The sequence below is a fragment of the Stenotrophomonas sp. FW305-C-20-S1 genome (assembly GCF_058783335.1).
Window position 1 is genome coordinate 1 of the sequence record NZ_JBYTEK010000044.1, and the last position, 14,473, is coordinate 14,473.

At 66.8% G+C, this 14,473-nt stretch carries 14 protein-coding genes; 7 read left to right on the forward strand and 7 right to left on the reverse strand.

The genetic code is table 11. The annotated features are described in order from the left end of the window. Positions 1–96: 96 nt before the first annotated feature. The 4 genes from AC3WTC_RS18040 to folB form a co-directional block, all read right to left on the reverse strand. Complete coding sequence (locus AC3WTC_RS18040; RefSeq protein ID WP_492712150.1) at positions 97–690, reverse strand: hypothetical protein; 594 nt, start codon at positions 688–690, stop codon at positions 97–99. A 137-nt stretch (positions 691–827) separates the two neighbouring features. Beyond that, complete coding sequence (locus AC3WTC_RS18045; protein ID WP_492712152.1) at positions 828–3,002, reverse strand: glycoside hydrolase family 3 N-terminal domain-containing protein; 2,175 nt, start codon at positions 3,000–3,002, stop codon at positions 828–830. Between the two features lie 128 nt (positions 3,003–3,130). Continuing rightward, entirely contained in the window at positions 3,131–4,402 is a 1,272-nt protein-coding gene (locus tag AC3WTC_RS18050; RefSeq protein WP_033830173.1) for a mechanosensitive ion channel family protein, read from the reverse strand. A gap of 91 nt (positions 4,403–4,493) precedes the next feature. Beyond that, the gene (gene folB, locus AC3WTC_RS18055; protein WP_025878255.1) at positions 4,494–4,847 is read right to left on the reverse strand and encodes a dihydroneopterin aldolase; all 354 of its coding nucleotides are present in this window, start codon (positions 4,845–4,847) and stop codon (positions 4,494–4,496) included. A 355-nt stretch (positions 4,848–5,202) separates the two neighbouring features. Here folB and AC3WTC_RS18060 point away from each other — a divergent pair, with 355 nt between their 5' ends. Continuing rightward, positions 5,203–5,856, forward strand: coding sequence for a hypothetical protein (locus AC3WTC_RS18060; RefSeq protein WP_140228274.1), 654 nt, complete (start codon positions 5,203–5,205; stop codon positions 5,854–5,856). 41 nt (positions 5,857–5,897) lie between these two features. Here AC3WTC_RS18060 and tsaD read toward each other — a convergent pair whose 3' ends face one another. Beyond that, positions 5,898–6,923, reverse strand: coding sequence for a tRNA (adenosine(37)-N6)-threonylcarbamoyltransferase complex transferase subunit TsaD (gene tsaD, locus AC3WTC_RS18065; RefSeq protein WP_049468546.1), 1,026 nt, complete (start codon positions 6,921–6,923; stop codon positions 5,898–5,900). Positions 6,924–7,089: 166 nt separating this feature from the next. Between tsaD and rpsU the strand changes: the two genes are divergently transcribed. The 6 genes from rpsU to AC3WTC_RS18095 all read left to right on the forward strand — a co-directional run bounded on the left by rpsU (position 7,090) and on the right by AC3WTC_RS18095 (position 12,285). Beyond that, complete coding sequence (gene rpsU, locus AC3WTC_RS18070; protein WP_002808376.1) at positions 7,090–7,305, forward strand: 30S ribosomal protein S21; 216 nt, start codon at positions 7,090–7,092, stop codon at positions 7,303–7,305. 133 nt (positions 7,306–7,438) lie between these two features. Beyond that, the gene (locus AC3WTC_RS18075; RefSeq protein ID WP_032975623.1) at positions 7,439–7,882 is read left to right on the forward strand and encodes a GatB/YqeY domain-containing protein; all 444 of its coding nucleotides are present in this window, start codon (positions 7,439–7,441) and stop codon (positions 7,880–7,882) included. Between the two features lie 105 nt (positions 7,883–7,987). After that, positions 7,988–8,947: a YihY/virulence factor BrkB family protein gene (locus AC3WTC_RS18080; protein ID WP_051501539.1), complete on the forward strand. Its 960-nt coding sequence runs from the start codon at positions 7,988–7,990 to the stop codon at positions 8,945–8,947. Positions 8,948–9,006: 59 nt separating this feature from the next. Continuing rightward, positions 9,007–10,746, forward strand: coding sequence for a DNA primase (gene dnaG / locus AC3WTC_RS18085; RefSeq protein WP_481487255.1), 1,740 nt, complete (start codon positions 9,007–9,009; stop codon positions 10,744–10,746). A gap of 26 nt (positions 10,747–10,772) precedes the next feature. Next, positions 10,773–11,273 (forward strand): protein tyrosine phosphatase family protein, encoded by a 501-nt coding sequence (locus AC3WTC_RS18090; protein ID WP_492712186.1) that lies wholly within the window; start codon positions 10,773–10,775, stop codon positions 11,271–11,273. 40 nt (positions 11,274–11,313) lie between these two features. Next, entirely contained in the window at positions 11,314–12,285 is a 972-nt protein-coding gene (locus AC3WTC_RS18095) for a bile acid:sodium symporter family protein (protein WP_093821016.1), read from the forward strand. A 123-nt stretch (positions 12,286–12,408) separates the two neighbouring features. Here AC3WTC_RS18095 and cyoE read toward each other — a convergent pair whose 3' ends face one another. Both cyoE and AC3WTC_RS18105 read right to left on the reverse strand, forming a co-directional pair. Further along, a complete protein-coding gene (cyoE, locus tag AC3WTC_RS18100; protein WP_033830169.1) occupies positions 12,409–13,302 on the reverse strand; it encodes a heme o synthase in 894 nt (297 codons plus the stop codon). Positions 13,303–13,306: 4 nt separating this feature from the next. Further along, positions 13,307–14,470 (reverse strand): COX15/CtaA family protein, encoded by a 1,164-nt coding sequence (locus AC3WTC_RS18105; protein ID WP_025878285.1) that lies wholly within the window; start codon positions 14,468–14,470, stop codon positions 13,307–13,309. Positions 14,471–14,473 lie beyond the last annotated feature (3 nt).

Sequence of the window (14,473 nt, forward strand, 5' to 3'; positions counted from 1 at the left end):
GTGCCGGCTGCTGGCCGGCACCTGCAGGAGCCCTGGTTGCCGGCCAGCGGCCGGCACTACCGATCTGGAACGGCCCTGCATACGGGGCCGTTTTCGTTACTGGATGGTGCCGACCTTCACCTCGGTGCGCGTGCAGGCCTTGTCCAGGCACTCGCCGGTCAGCCAGACCTGGCCATCGCCGATCATCACGCCCTGCTGGTTGACGAACACCGTGCCGAAGTCCTGCGCGGACACCGCCTTGACCACCGCCGGGGTGATGATCTTTTCGTAGTTGCGCTGGAATTCACCGGGCCCGGTGATCTTCCTGCCACCGCTGATGTTCAGCGGGAAACGCACTTCTTCAACCACCGCCGCGCGATCGCCACCGACCACTGCTGTCTTGAAGGCAGTGAATACTTTTTCATACTGCGCCGCATCGCCGAGCAGCGTCTCGATGCGCGCGCGGGCGTCATCTGCCGCCACAGGTGCTGCGGGGTTGGCAGCATCGGCCGGCGTCGCAGCCGCATCCTTGGCGTGCTCCGCCGCAGCCTGTGGCGCGGCGACCGCATCGGGCGTGGTGCTGGCGGCCGCCTCGGCCGGCGTCGCGCCCGTCATCGGCGGAGGCGCATCGGCGGCAGGTTCGGGCGGCGGTGCCGGCTGCGAGCACGCTGCCAGCAACAGGACAGGAACAAGGTAGGCCATCGTGCGCATGCGCGGTCTCCATCGGATCAGGCTCCGATGGTAGCGCCGGGCCGTGCCCGGCGTGTTCGCCATGGGTGAGGACGCCGGGGATGGCCCGGCGCTACTCATTGCCAGTAGATCCACGCCATGCGTGGATGCTCTACCGATCAGGCCTTCAGCAGTTCGAACTGCACCGCGTCACCAGCCATCGACGAGGCGCACACCCACACGTCGAACAGGCCCGGCTCGGCACGCAGCACGCCGTCGCGGCCGGTGAATGCCAGCTGTTCACGGGTCAGGGTGAACACCACCTCGGCCGACTCGCCCGGCTGCAGGGCCACCTTGCGGAAGTCCTTCAGCTCGCGCACCGGCCGCACGCGGCTGGCCACGCGGTCGTGGATGTACAGCTGCACCACTTCCTCGCCGGCCACGCTGCCGGTATTGGTCAGCGTGGTGGTCACGGTCAGGGTGTCGTCCCAGCCGACGCGCGCAGTGCTCAGCTGCGGCACGCCGTAGGCGAAGGTGGTGTAGCCGATGCCATGGCCGAACGGGTACAACGGCTCGTTCGGAATCTCGCGCCAGCGTGCCTTGAATTCCGACATCGTCGGCAGTTCCGGGCGACCGGTGCGCGGGTGGTTGTAGAAGTACGGCTGCTGGCCGGACACCTGCGGGAAGCTGACCGGCAGGCGGCCGGAGGGGCTGTAATCGCCGAACAGCACATCGGCCACGGCATGGCCGGTCTGCGTGCCCAGGTACCAGGTGATCGCAACGGCATGCGCATTGCGCACCGCGCCCTGCAGGGCCAGCGCGCGACCATTGCGCAGCAGCACCACCAGCGGCTTGCCGGTCATCGCCACCGCTTCGGCCAGCGCCTGCTGTGCCGGCGGCAGGGTGATCTCCACGCGCGACTGCGCCTCGCCGCTGTAACGCTGCGGCTCGCCCAGCGCCAGCACCACCACGTCGGCGCGCAGCGCAGCGGCCACGGCCGCCTCGGTGCCGCCGGCGATGGCGGCTTCCAGTTCGCAACCCGGGACCACTTCCAGCAGCGTGTCATCGCCGATGGCCGCGCGCACGCCGGTTTCCAGATCCACGTAACGCTGCTTGTCGCCGAACAGCGTCCAGCAGCCTTCGATGTTGTCGCGGTCCTGCACGAACGGGCCGATCAGCGCGATCTTCTGCCCGTTCTTCTGCAGCGGCAGCACGTTGTCGCGGTTGTTCAGCAGCACGATCGAACGGCGCGCGGCATCACGCGACAGTTCGTCATGGGCGTCGATATGGGAGGTATCGGCTTCGCGCGCCGGGTCCAGCGAACGGTACGGGTCGTCGAACAAGCCGATGGCCTCCTTCAGCCACAGGATGCGGCGCACGCCTTCATTCAGCACGCTCATCGGCACCTCGCCGCTCTCCACCAGGCCCGGCAGGTGCTCGGCGTAGAAGCCGCTCTGCATGCTCAGGTCCAGGCCGGCGGTGAACGCCTTGGCGGTGGCATCGCGGTCGTCGGCGGCATAACCGTGCGCGACCAGTTCCATGTCGGCGGTGTAGTCGGAGATCACCACGCCCGGGAACTTCCATTCACCGCGCAGGATGTCGGTCAGCAGCTCGGCGTTGGCGCTGGCCGGCACGCCGTTGATGTCGTTGAACGAGGACATCACGGTGATCGCGCCAGCGTCGAAGGCCGCCTTGAACGGCGGCAGGTGCACATCGCGCAGGGTCTGCGGCGAAATGTCCACCATGTTGTATTCCATGCCGGCCATCACCGCGCCGTAGGCGGCGAAGTGCTTGGGCGTTGCCAGCAGCGAGTCGGCGGCGCGCAGGTCGCTGCCCTGGAAGCCACGCACGCGGGCAGCGGCGAAGGCACAGCCCAGTACCACGTCCTCACCGGCACCTTCGGCACCGCGGCCCCAGCGCTGGTCACGGGCGATGTCCACTGCCGGTGCGTAGGTCCAGTGCAGGCCGGCAGCGGTAGCTTCAACCGCAGTGGCGCGCGCGGTGCGCTCGGCCAGGTCCGGCTCGAAGCTGGCGGCCTCGCCCAGCGGAATCGGGAACACCGTGCGCATGCCGTGGATGACGTCGGCCGCCAGGATCACCGGGATGCCCAGGCGGCTCTCCTCGGTGGCGACCTGCTGGATGCGGCGGCCGAGCTCGGCGCCGACACCGTTGAACAGCGAGCCGACCTTGCCCTCGCGCACCTGCTGCAGCACCTGGTCGGCATTGCGCACGTTGGCTTCCGGGTTCACGTCCGGGGCGAACGGGCGGACCATGTCCGCGAAGACACCCAGCTGGCCGACTTTTTCCTCGACGGTCATCTGGGCAATGAGGGATTCGATGCGATCGGAGGCCACCGGCAGTCCTTGATGAAAACGTTTACAAGCCCGGCATTCTAGCGATCCCGGACGATTTGGCGAGAGGTTTCGTCATTCAGTTTCAGCCACCAGCCGGATCCGTACGGTCCGGCCGGGGGCATCGCAGCTTACTCCGAGCCGGCCAACTGGCGCTGCCCGGCCATCAACATCGCGTCGCTGGACGCCTGGAACACCCGCAGGCCAAAGGCCGGCAGGATCGCCAGCAGGTGGTCGAAGATGTCCGACTGCACCGCCTCGTATTCGCCCCAGGCGGTGCTGCGGGTGAAGCAGTACAGCTCCAGCGGCAGGCCTTCGGTGGTCGGCTGCAGCTGGCGCACCAGCAGGGTCATATCGGTATGGATGCCCGGATGGCTGGCCAGATAGCGCTCCACGTAGGCGCGGAAGGTGCCCAGGTTGGTCACCCGGCGGCTGTTGACCTCGGCCACGCCCTGCTCGCGCAGGCGCCCGTTCCACTGGCCCAGCTCCTGCTGCTTGCCGCGCAGGTAGTCGCCCAGCAGGGCGAACTGGCCGAGGAAGGCCAGGTCGTCCTCCTCCATGAAACGCACACTGTGCTGGTCCAGGAACAGCGCGCGCTTGATCCGGCGGCCACCGGCCTCCTGCATGCCGCGCCAGTTCTTGAACGACTCGGTCACCAGCTTCTTGGTCGGGATGGTGGTGATGGTCTTGTCGAAGTTCTGCACCGTCACCGTATGCAGGGCGATATCGATGACATCGCCGTCGGCATTCTGGCTGGGCATCTCGATCCAGTCGCCGATACGGATACGCCCATCACCACTGATCTGCACGCTGGCCACCAGCGACAGGATGGTGTCCTGGAAGATCAGCATCAGTACTGCGGTGGCCGCGCCCAGGCCGGTGACCAGGTAGCGCAGGTCGACACCGGCGAGGGTGGCAACGATCGACAGCCCGGCGATCACGAAGATGATGATCTTGGCGACCTGCAGGTACCCCTTGATCGGCTTGTTGCGCGCCTCGGGGCGACGTTCGTACAGGTCGTTGGCCGCATCCAGCGCATGCGACAGCGCCAGCACAACGGTCAGGATCGCCCACGCCTGGCAGGCACCGATGATGAAGCCGACCAGGCCCGGCGGCAGGTCCGGCACGATACGGATGCCCGAGGCGATCACCTGGCTGGGCACCACGTTGGACAGCCGCGAAATGACCCGCATCAGATGGCTGCCGCGGCCGGTATCGGCGCCGGGCAGGCGGTTGAGCAGGCGACGCAGGCCGCGCAGCAGGATGCGCTTGGTCACCCAGTTGGCCAGGCCGGCGGCAACCAGCAGCGCCGAGATCATCAACGCCAGGTAGGCGCCAGGATAGGGTTCCAGTGTGTTCTGCAGCTTTTCCAGCCACTGTACCGCCACCACTGCGTCCACCATCGGTTGTCTCCTTCTTCATTGCTGTTGAGGTTGCCGGCCAGCGGCCGGCACTACCGGGGGTTGCCAGCCGACGGCCGGCATTACCGGCGTGTCAGTCCCGCGAGCGTTCGATGATCACGCCGACCGCACGTGCACCGCGCACCGCCCCGGGCTTGCTCAGCTTCAGCCGCAGCCACTTCACGTCGAACTCGTCCAGCACGATCTGCGCGCAGCGCTCGGCCAGGGTCTCCACCAGGCCGAATTCCGATTCGCGCACGAACTGCTCCAGGCGCTTGCTGACTGCCTTGTAGTTCAGGGTATGGGCAATGTCATCGCTGGCGGCCGGGCGACGGTTGTCGAACCCCATCTCCAGATCGAACACCAGGTCCTGGCGGATCCGCCGCTCCCAATCGTAGATGCCGATCAGGGCGTCGATCGTCAGCCCTTCGATGAAAACCTTGTCCATTGCGGTTACCAGCCGGAAAACAGGCGGCCATGGTAACGGGACGGCAGTGAGCCTGCCCGGAACGGAGGCGGGTCGCCGGGCATTCGCAAGGTCTGGAAAAGACAAAGGGCCCTGCTAGCGGGGCCCTTTGGTACCTCTCAACGTCCTCGGGGGGAGCTGGAATCCAGCCGCGAGTCCCGAAGCACACGCTGCAAAGGATGAAGGTCATTTTCCCTGTCGTCCAGAGGCATTCACGACATTCCGGGGAAGTCCGAATGCGGTCGGGAGTTCTGCCAGGCAACCGGATGGCATTTCCCGATATCACCCGTATGGCTTCCGGCGCACGCTGGTGATCCACAACGTGATTCCGCCGCCCATGAAAGAGCAGAGGATCCTGCAAGCAGCACTATCCCGACCACGCTGGTCAACCTACAAACGCATCGCAGACCGTCATTCCCTGGATGCGACCTCGCTGTATGTCTGGAACATGCAGATGTGTGGCGCTTTGCTATCGCCGCTTCACATCTGTGAAATCGTCATCCGCAACGCAGTCGCCGCAGCACTGGCGCATGCCTATGGTCCCCGCTGGCCATGGCATCCAGCACTGTTGCAGCGCATGCCCGCCGATGGCGCGCTGTCGGCGCTGCAGGACCTGCACAAGCGATCGAATCAGCAGATGAACACGCCGGAGATCATCGCCAGCCTTCGATTCGCATTCTGGCAGCAACTCTTTACACGGCGCTTTGAGGGGCCCCTCTGGACGCGAAGCCTGAAGATCGCACTGCCCAACGCTCCACAGAAGACTGTCGACACCATCCGCACCACCATCCATGCCGACCTCGACCGCATCCGCCACCTGCGCAACCGCATCGCCCACCACGAACCGATCCTTGAGCGCGACATCGGCGCCGACCTGGCCGCGATCGGGCGGCTGATCCACGCCCGGTGCCCGCACACGCTGGCATGGCTGCAGCGCCATGAACGGGCGACGACGGTATTGGCGGCGTCGCCGTTGGCAGGGCGTCCATAATGCGTCCGCCGGGCATGGCCCGGCGCTACCGGTTGCGGGGCTCACACCGCCGGCAGCGTCGCCATGTCCCAGCGCGGGGTGACGTCCACCTTCGGGGGGCTGTGCTGGCCCGCCAGCAGGCGCAGCGCGCCGGCGAAGGCGATCATCGCGCCGTTGTCGGTGCACAACGCCGGCCGCGGGAAGCAGGCGCGGCCGCCGAGGCGCTCGGCCATCTGCTGCAGGCGGGCGCGCAGGCGCTTGTTCGCACCCACGCCGCCGGCCACCACGATCACATTGGTGCCGGCCGCTTCCAGCGCGCGTTCGCACTTGATGCACAGGGTCTCGACCACGGCGTCTTCAAAGCCACGGGCGATGTCGGCGCGGGTCTGCTCGCTCTGGTCGCTGTCGCGCCAGGCCATCAGGACCTGGGTCTTCAGGCCGGAGAAGCTGAAATCCAGGCCCGGGCGGTCGGTCATCGGCCGCGTGAAGCGGTAGACGCCCGGCGTGCCCTGCTCGGCCAGCGCGGCCAGCTGCGGCCCGCCCGGGTACGGCAGGCCCATCATCTTGGCGGTCTTGTCGAAGGCTTCGCCTGCGGCGTCGTCCAGGGTTTCGCCCAGCAGCCGGTACTGGCCGATGGCATCGACGGCCACCAGCTGGGTATGGCCACCGGACACCAGCAGGGCCACGAACGGGGCCTGCGGCGGATCGTCTTCCATCAGCGGCGCCAACAGGTGACCTTCCATGTGGTGCACGCCCACGGCGGGGACCTCCAGCGCCCAGGCCAGCGACCGGGCCACGCCGGCGCCCACCAGCAGCGCCCCGACCAGGCCGGGGCCGGCGGTGTAGGCCACCCCGTCGATGTCGTTCACGCCAAGCCCGGCCTCGGCCAGCGTCTGCCGGATCAACGGCAGCAGCTTGCGCACGTGGTCACGGCTGGCCAGTTCAGGCACCACACCGCCGTACTCGGCGTGCAGGGCGATCTGGCTGTAGACCGCATGGGCGCGCAGGGCAGCGCTGCCGGCCAGGTCGGTGTCATACACCGCCACGCCGGTCTCGTCACAGGAAGATTCGATGCCAAGGACTCGCATGCCTGCTATTATGACGCCCCTGCCAACCCCTCGGGGAACTGGCAGGCCTCACTGCAATCCAACAACTTGCCCCTATTCAGGATTTGTGGCTTGCAGTTTGTTTATTCGCCACTATAATGTGCGGCTCGCCGGGCGTGACCCGGTTCTACTGTGTCCCGGAGATTCCATGCCCAGCGTCAAAGTCCGCGAGAACGAACCCTTTGAGTTTGCTCTTCGCCGCTTCAAGCGCACTTGCGAAAAGGCCGGTGTGCTGGCCGAAACCCGCAAGCGCGAGTTCTACGAAAAGCCGACCCAGGAGCGCAAGCGCAAGGCCGCCGCTGCTGTGAAGCGTCAGCTGCGCCGCTCTTCGCGCGACGTTACCAAGCGTCAGCGCCTGTACTGATCGGACGCATCTTCATTGCGGTGGGCATTCCCTGCCGCGATGGAGTCGAAGCCGGCACGCGCGAGCGTCGCCGGCTTTTTGCGTTTCCGGGCCCGGGCATCCGCCCTGCCCCACTACCACCACGAGGTTCGTCATGAGCATGAAGCAGCAGCTCACCGAAGACATGAAGGCCGCCATGAAGGGCGGCGAGAAGCACAAGCTGGGCGTCATCCGCCTGATCAACGCCGCCATCAAGCAGAAGGAAGTCGACGAGCGCATCGAACTCGACGACACCGCCGTGATCGCCGTGCTCGACAAGATGGTCAAGCAGCGCAAGGACTCGGTCAGCCAGTTTGAAGCGGCCAACCGCGAAGACCTGGCGGCAATCGAGCGCGCCGAAATCGTGGTGATCGAAGCCTACCTGCCGGCCAAGATGGGCGAAGCCGAGATCGTCGCGGCCATCCAGGCGGCCATCGCCGAAACCGGCGCCAGCAGCGCGGCCGACATGGGCAAGCTGATGGGCGCGCTGAAGCCCAAGCTCGCCGGCCAGGCCGACATGGGCCTGGTGTCCAAGCTGGTCAAGCAGGCGCTGTCGTAAGCAACGCCAGACCCGGGTCCCTTCCGCACTGCGAAGGGACTGCGGGACGCGCTCCTGCGCACCTGCTTCACCGCGTCTTCGACGTGGTGCTGCTACAACTCCGGCATGGTTGATCCAACGTCCCACGCCCCCGAAGACCGCGCGCCGCACGGCGGCCCCGCGTCCCTGCACAAGTACATCAAGCGCCTGCAGGACAGTTTCCCGATGGCCGTCGTCAAGCGCTTCGTCGAAATCGACGTGCTGACCCAGGCCGCCTCGGTTTCCTTCTATGCCCTGCTGTCGATGGCGCCGCTGCTGGTGCTGCTGCTGTGGCTGACCGCCTCGCTGTATCCGCCGGCACAGCAGGCCCTGGTCGACCAGATCAGCTCGGTGGCCGGCAGCAGTGCCGCGACTGTGGCCGAAACCGTGCTGAAGAATGCCGACAACCAGCCCGACGTCGGATCGCTGGCCGGGCTGTGGAGCACGCTGCTGCTGTTCGTTGGCGCCACTGCGGTGTTTGCCCAGTTGCAGAACGCACTGAACCTGATCTTCCGCACCAGCGGCGAACGCCTGGAGGGCATCAAGGCGTGGCTGCGCAAACGCGTGTTCTCCTTCGGCGTGGTGCTGGCGCTGGGCTTCCTGCTGATCCTGTCGATGACCGCCACCACCGTGCTGCAGGTGGCCTTTGCGCAGCTGCCCTCGATCCTGCCGGCCATCGGCTACCTGACCAGCCTGCTGCTGTACGCGGTCGGCTTCGCCTTCATGTATCACTACCTGCCGGACCGGCGCGTGGCGTGGCGCCAGGCCTTCATCGGCGGCCTCATCACCTCGGCGCTGTTCGCGCTCGGCCGCTATGGCATCGGCGTGTACATCGCCACCGTCGCACCGGGCAGCGCTTACGGCTCGATGGGTGCGCTGGTGATCTCGCTGGTCTGGATCTACTACGCCACCGTGGTCTTCTTCGTCGGCGCGCTGATGACCGCGGTGATCGATGAACGCCTGCGCGCACGCCATCATCTGCTCGCTGCCGGCATCGACCCTGGCACTGCGGCGAACGCGCCCGGGAACGTGGCCGGCAAGGGGTAAACTAGGGGGACTGACTTCCCCCTTCCGCGTGGCTGCCGCCACGCCCTGCCTCGTTGCCCATGGCCCGTATCCCCGACGCTTTCATCGACGACCTGCTGGCCCGCTCCGACATCGTCGAGGTGGTGGGCAGCCGCGTGCCGTTGAAGCGCCAAGGCAAGGAGTACGCCGCGCGCTGCCCGTTCCATGACGAACGCTCGGCCTCCTTCACCGTCTCGCCGACCAAGCAGTTCTATCACTGCTTCGGCTGCGGCGCGCACGGCACGGCCATCAGCTTCCTGATGAACTACGACCGCCTCGAATTCCTCGACGCGGTGGATGAACTGGCCAAGCGTGCCGGCATGGAAGTGCCGCGCAGCGAGAACCCACGCAGTGCCCAGCAGCAGGATGACAGCCGCGAGCTGTATTCCGCGCTGGACGCGGCAGCCAAGTTCTTCCAGAAGAACCTTGAGGGCAGCGAGAAAGCCCGCAGCTACCTCGACGGTCGTGGCGTGGATGAAGAGAACCGCGCGCGCTTCCAGATCGGCTATGCGCCTGATGGCTACAGCGGCCTGCGCGACGCACTGGGCAAGGACGAGCGGCGGATGAAACTGCTCGACCGCGCCGGCCTGTTCTCCAAGAACGACCGCGGCCACGTCTACGACAAGTTCCGCGACCGGGTGATGTTCCCGATCTTCGACCGCCGTGGCCGGGTGATCGCCTTCGGCGGGCGCGTGTTCGAGAAGGATGACGGCCCCAAGTACCTCAACTCGCCCGAAACCGCGCTGTTCCACAAGGGCCGCGAACTGTACGGCCTGTGGCAGGTGCGCCAGGCCAACCAGAAGATCGAGCGCTTGATCGTGGTCGAGGGCTACATGGACGTGGTCTCGCTGTTCCAGTTCGGCGTCACCCAGGCGGTGGCGACGCTGGGCACGGCGACCACGCCGGACCACGCCGAACTGTTGTTCCGCAACGCGCCGGACGTGTTCTTCTGCTTCGATGGCGACGCCGCCGGCCGCCGCGCCGGCTGGAAGGCGCTGGAATCGGTGCTGCCACGCATGAAGGACGGCCGCCAGGCCTTCTTCCTGTTCCTGCCCGACGGCGAAGACCCGGACAGCATCGTGCGCAAGGAAGGCGCCGAGGCCTTCGACGAACGCCTGAAGCAGGCCACGCCGCTGTCGCAGTTCTTCTTCGACGAGCTGACCCGCGAGATCAACCTGGGCACGCTGGATGGCAAGGCACGGCTGGCCGAGCGCGCCAAGCCGATGCTGGCGCAGATTCCCGATGGTGCCTTCGGCGACCTGATGAAGCAGCAGTTGGCGCAGCTGACCGGCCTGGGTGGCAACGCGCAGGCGGGCCGGCCGCAGATGCCACAACGCGCCGCTCCGCGCACGATCCAACCGGCGGCCAAGCGCAGCCTGGTGCGCGGCGCGATCGCCGTCCTGCTGCAGCAGCCGTCGCTGGCCCTGACCCTGGGCGGCAAGCACCACTTCCAGGGCCTGCGCCTGCCGGGCGTTGAGCTGCTGCTGGAATTGCTGGGGCTGGTCGAACAGCGCCCGGACATCAGTACCGGCGCCCTGCTGGAGCATTTCGACGGCCGCGAAGAACAGGCCTCGCTGCACACCTTGGCCGCGCAGACGCTGGCGGGCGATGAAGCGATGTGGACGGTGGAACTGCATGACGCGGTCGGCCAGCTGGAGAAGCAGCTGCTGTTCCAGCGGATCGACGACCTCAACGCCAAGCAGCGACAACAGGGTCTGGACGATACTGACAAGTACGAGATGCGCGAACTGCTTAAGGCACGCGCCAATCTGCGCCTGTAGCGGCAGAACACATCCCCGGAGAGAGCATGCTGCTGCGTCTGACCTGCCTGCTGTTGTTGTCGCTCTTCCCGGTCCTGCCGGCCTGGGCTGCGGACCCTGTCCTTGCTGAAGTCCGCCCCGGCCTCTACGCCGGTGGCCAGCCCACGGCCGCGCAACTGCGCGAACTGGCTGCACAAGGCGTGCGCACGGTGATCGACCTGCGCCAACCCGATGAAGATCGCGGCTTCGATGAAACACGCGAGGCCGAAGTGCTCGGCCTGCGCTATGTGCGCATCCCGGTAGCCGGCGCCGAGGGCCTGGATGCCACCAACCTGCGCGCCGTGCACCAGGCGCTGCAGCAGAGCCAGGGGCCGGTGCTGCTGCACTGCGCTTCCGGCAACCGCGCCGGTGCCGTGCTCGGCCTGGTCAACGCACGCTACGAACACGCCAGCCCGGAACAGGCGCTGCAGCTGGGCCAGCGAGCCGGCCTGAAGTCGTTGGAAGCGGCCACCCGCGAGCGTCTGGCGATTCCTTCTTCCACCCCCTGATTCCCGGGGTAATCCCCCCGCACCAAGGAGCCCATCCACCATGACCCGCTGGTGGTCGCGCCTGCGACCGGACAACTTCACCCTCGCCCTGCTGTGCACCGTCGGCCTGGCCTCGCTGCTGCCGATGAAAGGCGCCGCCGCCCTGGTGCTCGACGATGTCACCACCGTCGCCATCGCCGCGCTGTTCTTCCTGCATGGCGCGCGCCTGCCGCGCGAATCGATCATCGGCGGCATGCTGCACTGGCGCCTGCACCTGACGATCCTCGCCTGCACCTTCATCCTGTTCCCGCTGCTGGGGCTGTTGTTCAAGCCGTTGTCCGGCTGGCTGCTGACACCTGAGCTGTACCTGGGCGTGCTGTTCCTGTGCACCCTGCCCTCCACCGTGCAGTCGTCCATCGCGTTCACCTCGATGGCGCGCGGCAACGTGCCGGCAGCCGTGTGCAGTGCCTCGCTGTCGAGCATCCTCGGCGTGTTCCTCACGCCCCTGCTGCTGACCGCACTGGCCGGCACCTCCGGCGGCGTGCACGACCCGCTGCATGCCATCGGCGGCATCATGCTGCAGCTGCTGGTGCCGTTCGTGGCCGGCCACCTGCTGCGCCCGTGGATCGCCGGCTGGGTTGAGAAACAGCGCGCGCTGCTGCGCTACACCGACCAGGCCACGATCCTGCTGGTGGTGTACTCGGCATTCGGCGAAGCGGTTACCGAGGGGTTGTGGAGCAAGACGCCCCTGCTGTCACTGTTGGCGGTGGCGGTGGTGGCGGCGGTACTGCTGGGCATCGCCATGCCGCTGATCACCTTCATCGCCCGCCGCCTGCGCTTCAACCGCGAAGACGAGATCGCCATCGTGTTCTGCGGCTCGAAGAAGAGCCTGGCCACCGGCGTTCCGATCGCCAAGGTGCTGTTCGCCGGTGGCAGCCTCGGCGCGATCGTGCTGCCGGTGATGATCTATCACCAGATCCAGCTGATCGTCTGCGGCGTGATCGCGCAACGGTATGCCAAGCGCGCGCCCTGACCTGTGGAACAGCCATCCACGCATGGCGTGGATCTACTGTCGGCCGGGCCCACAAAAGTAGATCCACGCCATGCGTGGATGTTTCACAGGTAGCGCCGGGCCATGCCCGGCGGCGTCACCCCGTCACAACCAGGGCAGGATCCAGTGGTCCACCAGCAGGAAGGCGAACAGCGCCATCAGGTAGACGATGGAGTAACTGAACATCTTCATCGAGAACAGCTCGTCCGGCGGGTTGAGCATGCGCCAGGCGTACCAGAGGAACACCGCGTTGAGCACGATCGCCCCGCCCAGGTAGAACGCTCCGCTCATGCCAACCAGGTAAGGCAGCAGGCAGACCAGCGCCAGCACCACCGAGTACGCCATGATCTGCTTGCGCGTGTGCACCACGCCATGGGTGACCGGCAGCATCGGGATTTCCGCCTTGGCGTAATCCTCGCGACGGAAGATCGCCAGCGCCCAGAAGTGCGGCGGCGTCCAGATGAAGATGATCAGCACCAGCAGCGACGAGTACGCCCAGTCCGACTGCCCCTGCATGCCGGTTACCGCCGCCCACCCCAGCATCGGCGGCATCGCACCGGCCAAACCACCGATGACGATGTTCTGCGAGGTCGCACGTTTCAGGTAGACGGTGTAGATCACCGCATAACCGATCAGCGAGGCGAAGGTCAGCACCGCGGTGATCCAGTTCACCCACAGCACCAGGATCGCCATCGACAGCACGATCAGCACGCCGGCGAATACCAGCACCTGCCACGGCTTGACCTTGCCCACCACCAGCGGACGCCACGAGGTGCGCGCCATCTGCGCGTCGATGTGCGCATCCAGCAGCTGGTTGATGGCTGCAGCGGCGGACGCGGCAAGCCAGATGCCGAGGAAGCCGAGCAGGCCGGCACGCACCTGCTCCCAGCTGGGCACGCCGGGAATGGCCAGGACCATGCCGACCAGGGCGGTGAAGACGATAAGGGCAACGACCTTGGGCTTGGTCAGGTCCCAGTACTGGCGATAGTTGGAAAACATGGGATCAGTCCGGGGCACGCAGGCGGGCCAGCAGGCTGACCAATACAAACAACAGGGCAACGGCAACGCCGTTGTGCGCCACGGCCACTTCCAGCGGCAGCGCCAGCTTCACGTTGAGGATGCCGAGGGTGACCTGCAGCACCAGCAGCGCGACCAGGGCCGAAGCCCAGCCGCGCATGCTCGGCAGCCGGAACAGGCGCAGGCCCAGCCACAGCAGGTAAACGGCAACGACGATGGCAAACAGGCGATGGGCCATCTGGATGGCGATGCGCGAGGCACCGTCGAGCACGCCGCCTTCGTAGTCCACGCCGATACCGCGCCACAGGGTGAAGCCCTCGGCGAAGTTGTGCTGCGGCCACCACTGGTTGGCACAGCGCGGGAAGTTGTCCAGCGAGGCGCTGCCGCCGCCGCACGCCAGCGCCGCGTAGTTGGCGCTGACCCAGCCACCCAGCGCGATCTGGGTGACCAGCACCGCCACGCCAATGCGCAGCAGCCACTTCAGCTTCGGCGCCTCAGCCAGGGTGATCGGCATGTGCGTGGCACGCCAGGCCATCCACACCAGCAGGCCGAACATCAGCATGCCGCCCAGCAGATGACCCATCACCACGATCGGCTTGAGCAGCAGGGTCACCGTCCACATGCCCAGCAGCGCCTGGAAGATCACCACCGCCAACGTCAGCAGCGCAGCGCGCGCCAGGTCGATGTTGCTCCAGCGCAGCGCCGCGATCAGCAGGATGGCCTCGCCGACCAGCGCCAGTGCGCTGGCGGTTCCATGCCAGCCCATCATGTACAGCGGTATGCCCGCGGCCACCAGCACGCAGGCGGTGACCACCGCCGTGCTTCCGAAACGCCGCTTGCGCGTGGCCAGCAGGGCCAGGGTCAGGATCTCGATGCCGAGCGCGCCGGCCAGGAAGCGGTGCACCTGCTCACGCCAGGCCTTGTGTGTTTCCAGCGGACGGATCTCCGCTGCCGGGTGGCCGATGGTCTCTTCCACGTGCTGCGGCCAGGTCGCCTGCCCATAGCAGGTCGGCCAGTCCGGGCAGCTCAGGCCGGCATCGGACAGGCGCACGAAGGCACCGAACATGATCGTGCTCGCGGTCATGATCATGGCGAACCACGCTAGGCGGTGGAAATTGCGGTGCAGCGCCGGACGCGCGGAAAGGCTCATCAA

Bases quoted from the DNA above. Each gene is read 5' to 3' on its own strand.
- AC3WTC_RS18040 (WP_492712150.1), bottom strand. From the start codon at position 690: ATGCGCACGATGGCCTACCTTGTTCCTGTCCTGTTGCTGGCAGCGTGC.
- AC3WTC_RS18050 (WP_033830173.1), bottom strand. From the start codon at position 4,402: ATGGTGGACGCAGTGGTGGCGGTACAGTGGCTGGAAAAGCTGCAGAAC.
- folB (WP_025878255.1), bottom strand. From the start codon at position 4,847: ATGGACAAGGTTTTCATCGAAGGGCTGACGATCGACGCCCTGATCGGC.
- AC3WTC_RS18060 (WP_140228274.1), top strand. From the start codon at position 5,203: ATGAAAGAGCAGAGGATCCTGCAAGCAGCACTATCCCGACCACGCTGG.
- tsaD (WP_049468546.1), bottom strand. From the start codon at position 6,923: ATGCGAGTCCTTGGCATCGAATCTTCCTGTGACGAGACCGGCGTGGCG.
- rpsU (WP_002808376.1), top strand. From the start codon at position 7,090: ATGCCCAGCGTCAAAGTCCGCGAGAACGAACCCTTTGAGTTTGCTCTT.
- AC3WTC_RS18075 (WP_032975623.1), top strand. From the start codon at position 7,439: ATGAGCATGAAGCAGCAGCTCACCGAAGACATGAAGGCCGCCATGAAG.
- AC3WTC_RS18080 (WP_051501539.1), top strand. From the start codon at position 7,988: ATGGTTGATCCAACGTCCCACGCCCCCGAAGACCGCGCGCCGCACGGC.
- dnaG (WP_481487255.1), top strand. From the start codon at position 9,007: ATGGCCCGTATCCCCGACGCTTTCATCGACGACCTGCTGGCCCGCTCC.
- AC3WTC_RS18090 (WP_492712186.1), top strand. From the start codon at position 10,773: ATGCTGCTGCGTCTGACCTGCCTGCTGTTGTTGTCGCTCTTCCCGGTC.
- AC3WTC_RS18095 (WP_093821016.1), top strand. From the start codon at position 11,314: ATGACCCGCTGGTGGTCGCGCCTGCGACCGGACAACTTCACCCTCGCC.
- cyoE (WP_033830169.1), bottom strand. From the start codon at position 13,302: ATGTTTTCCAACTATCGCCAGTACTGGGACCTGACCAAGCCCAAGGTC.
- AC3WTC_RS18105 (WP_025878285.1), bottom strand. From the start codon at position 14,470: ATGAGCCTTTCCGCGCGTCCGGCGCTGCACCGCAATTTCCACCGCCTA.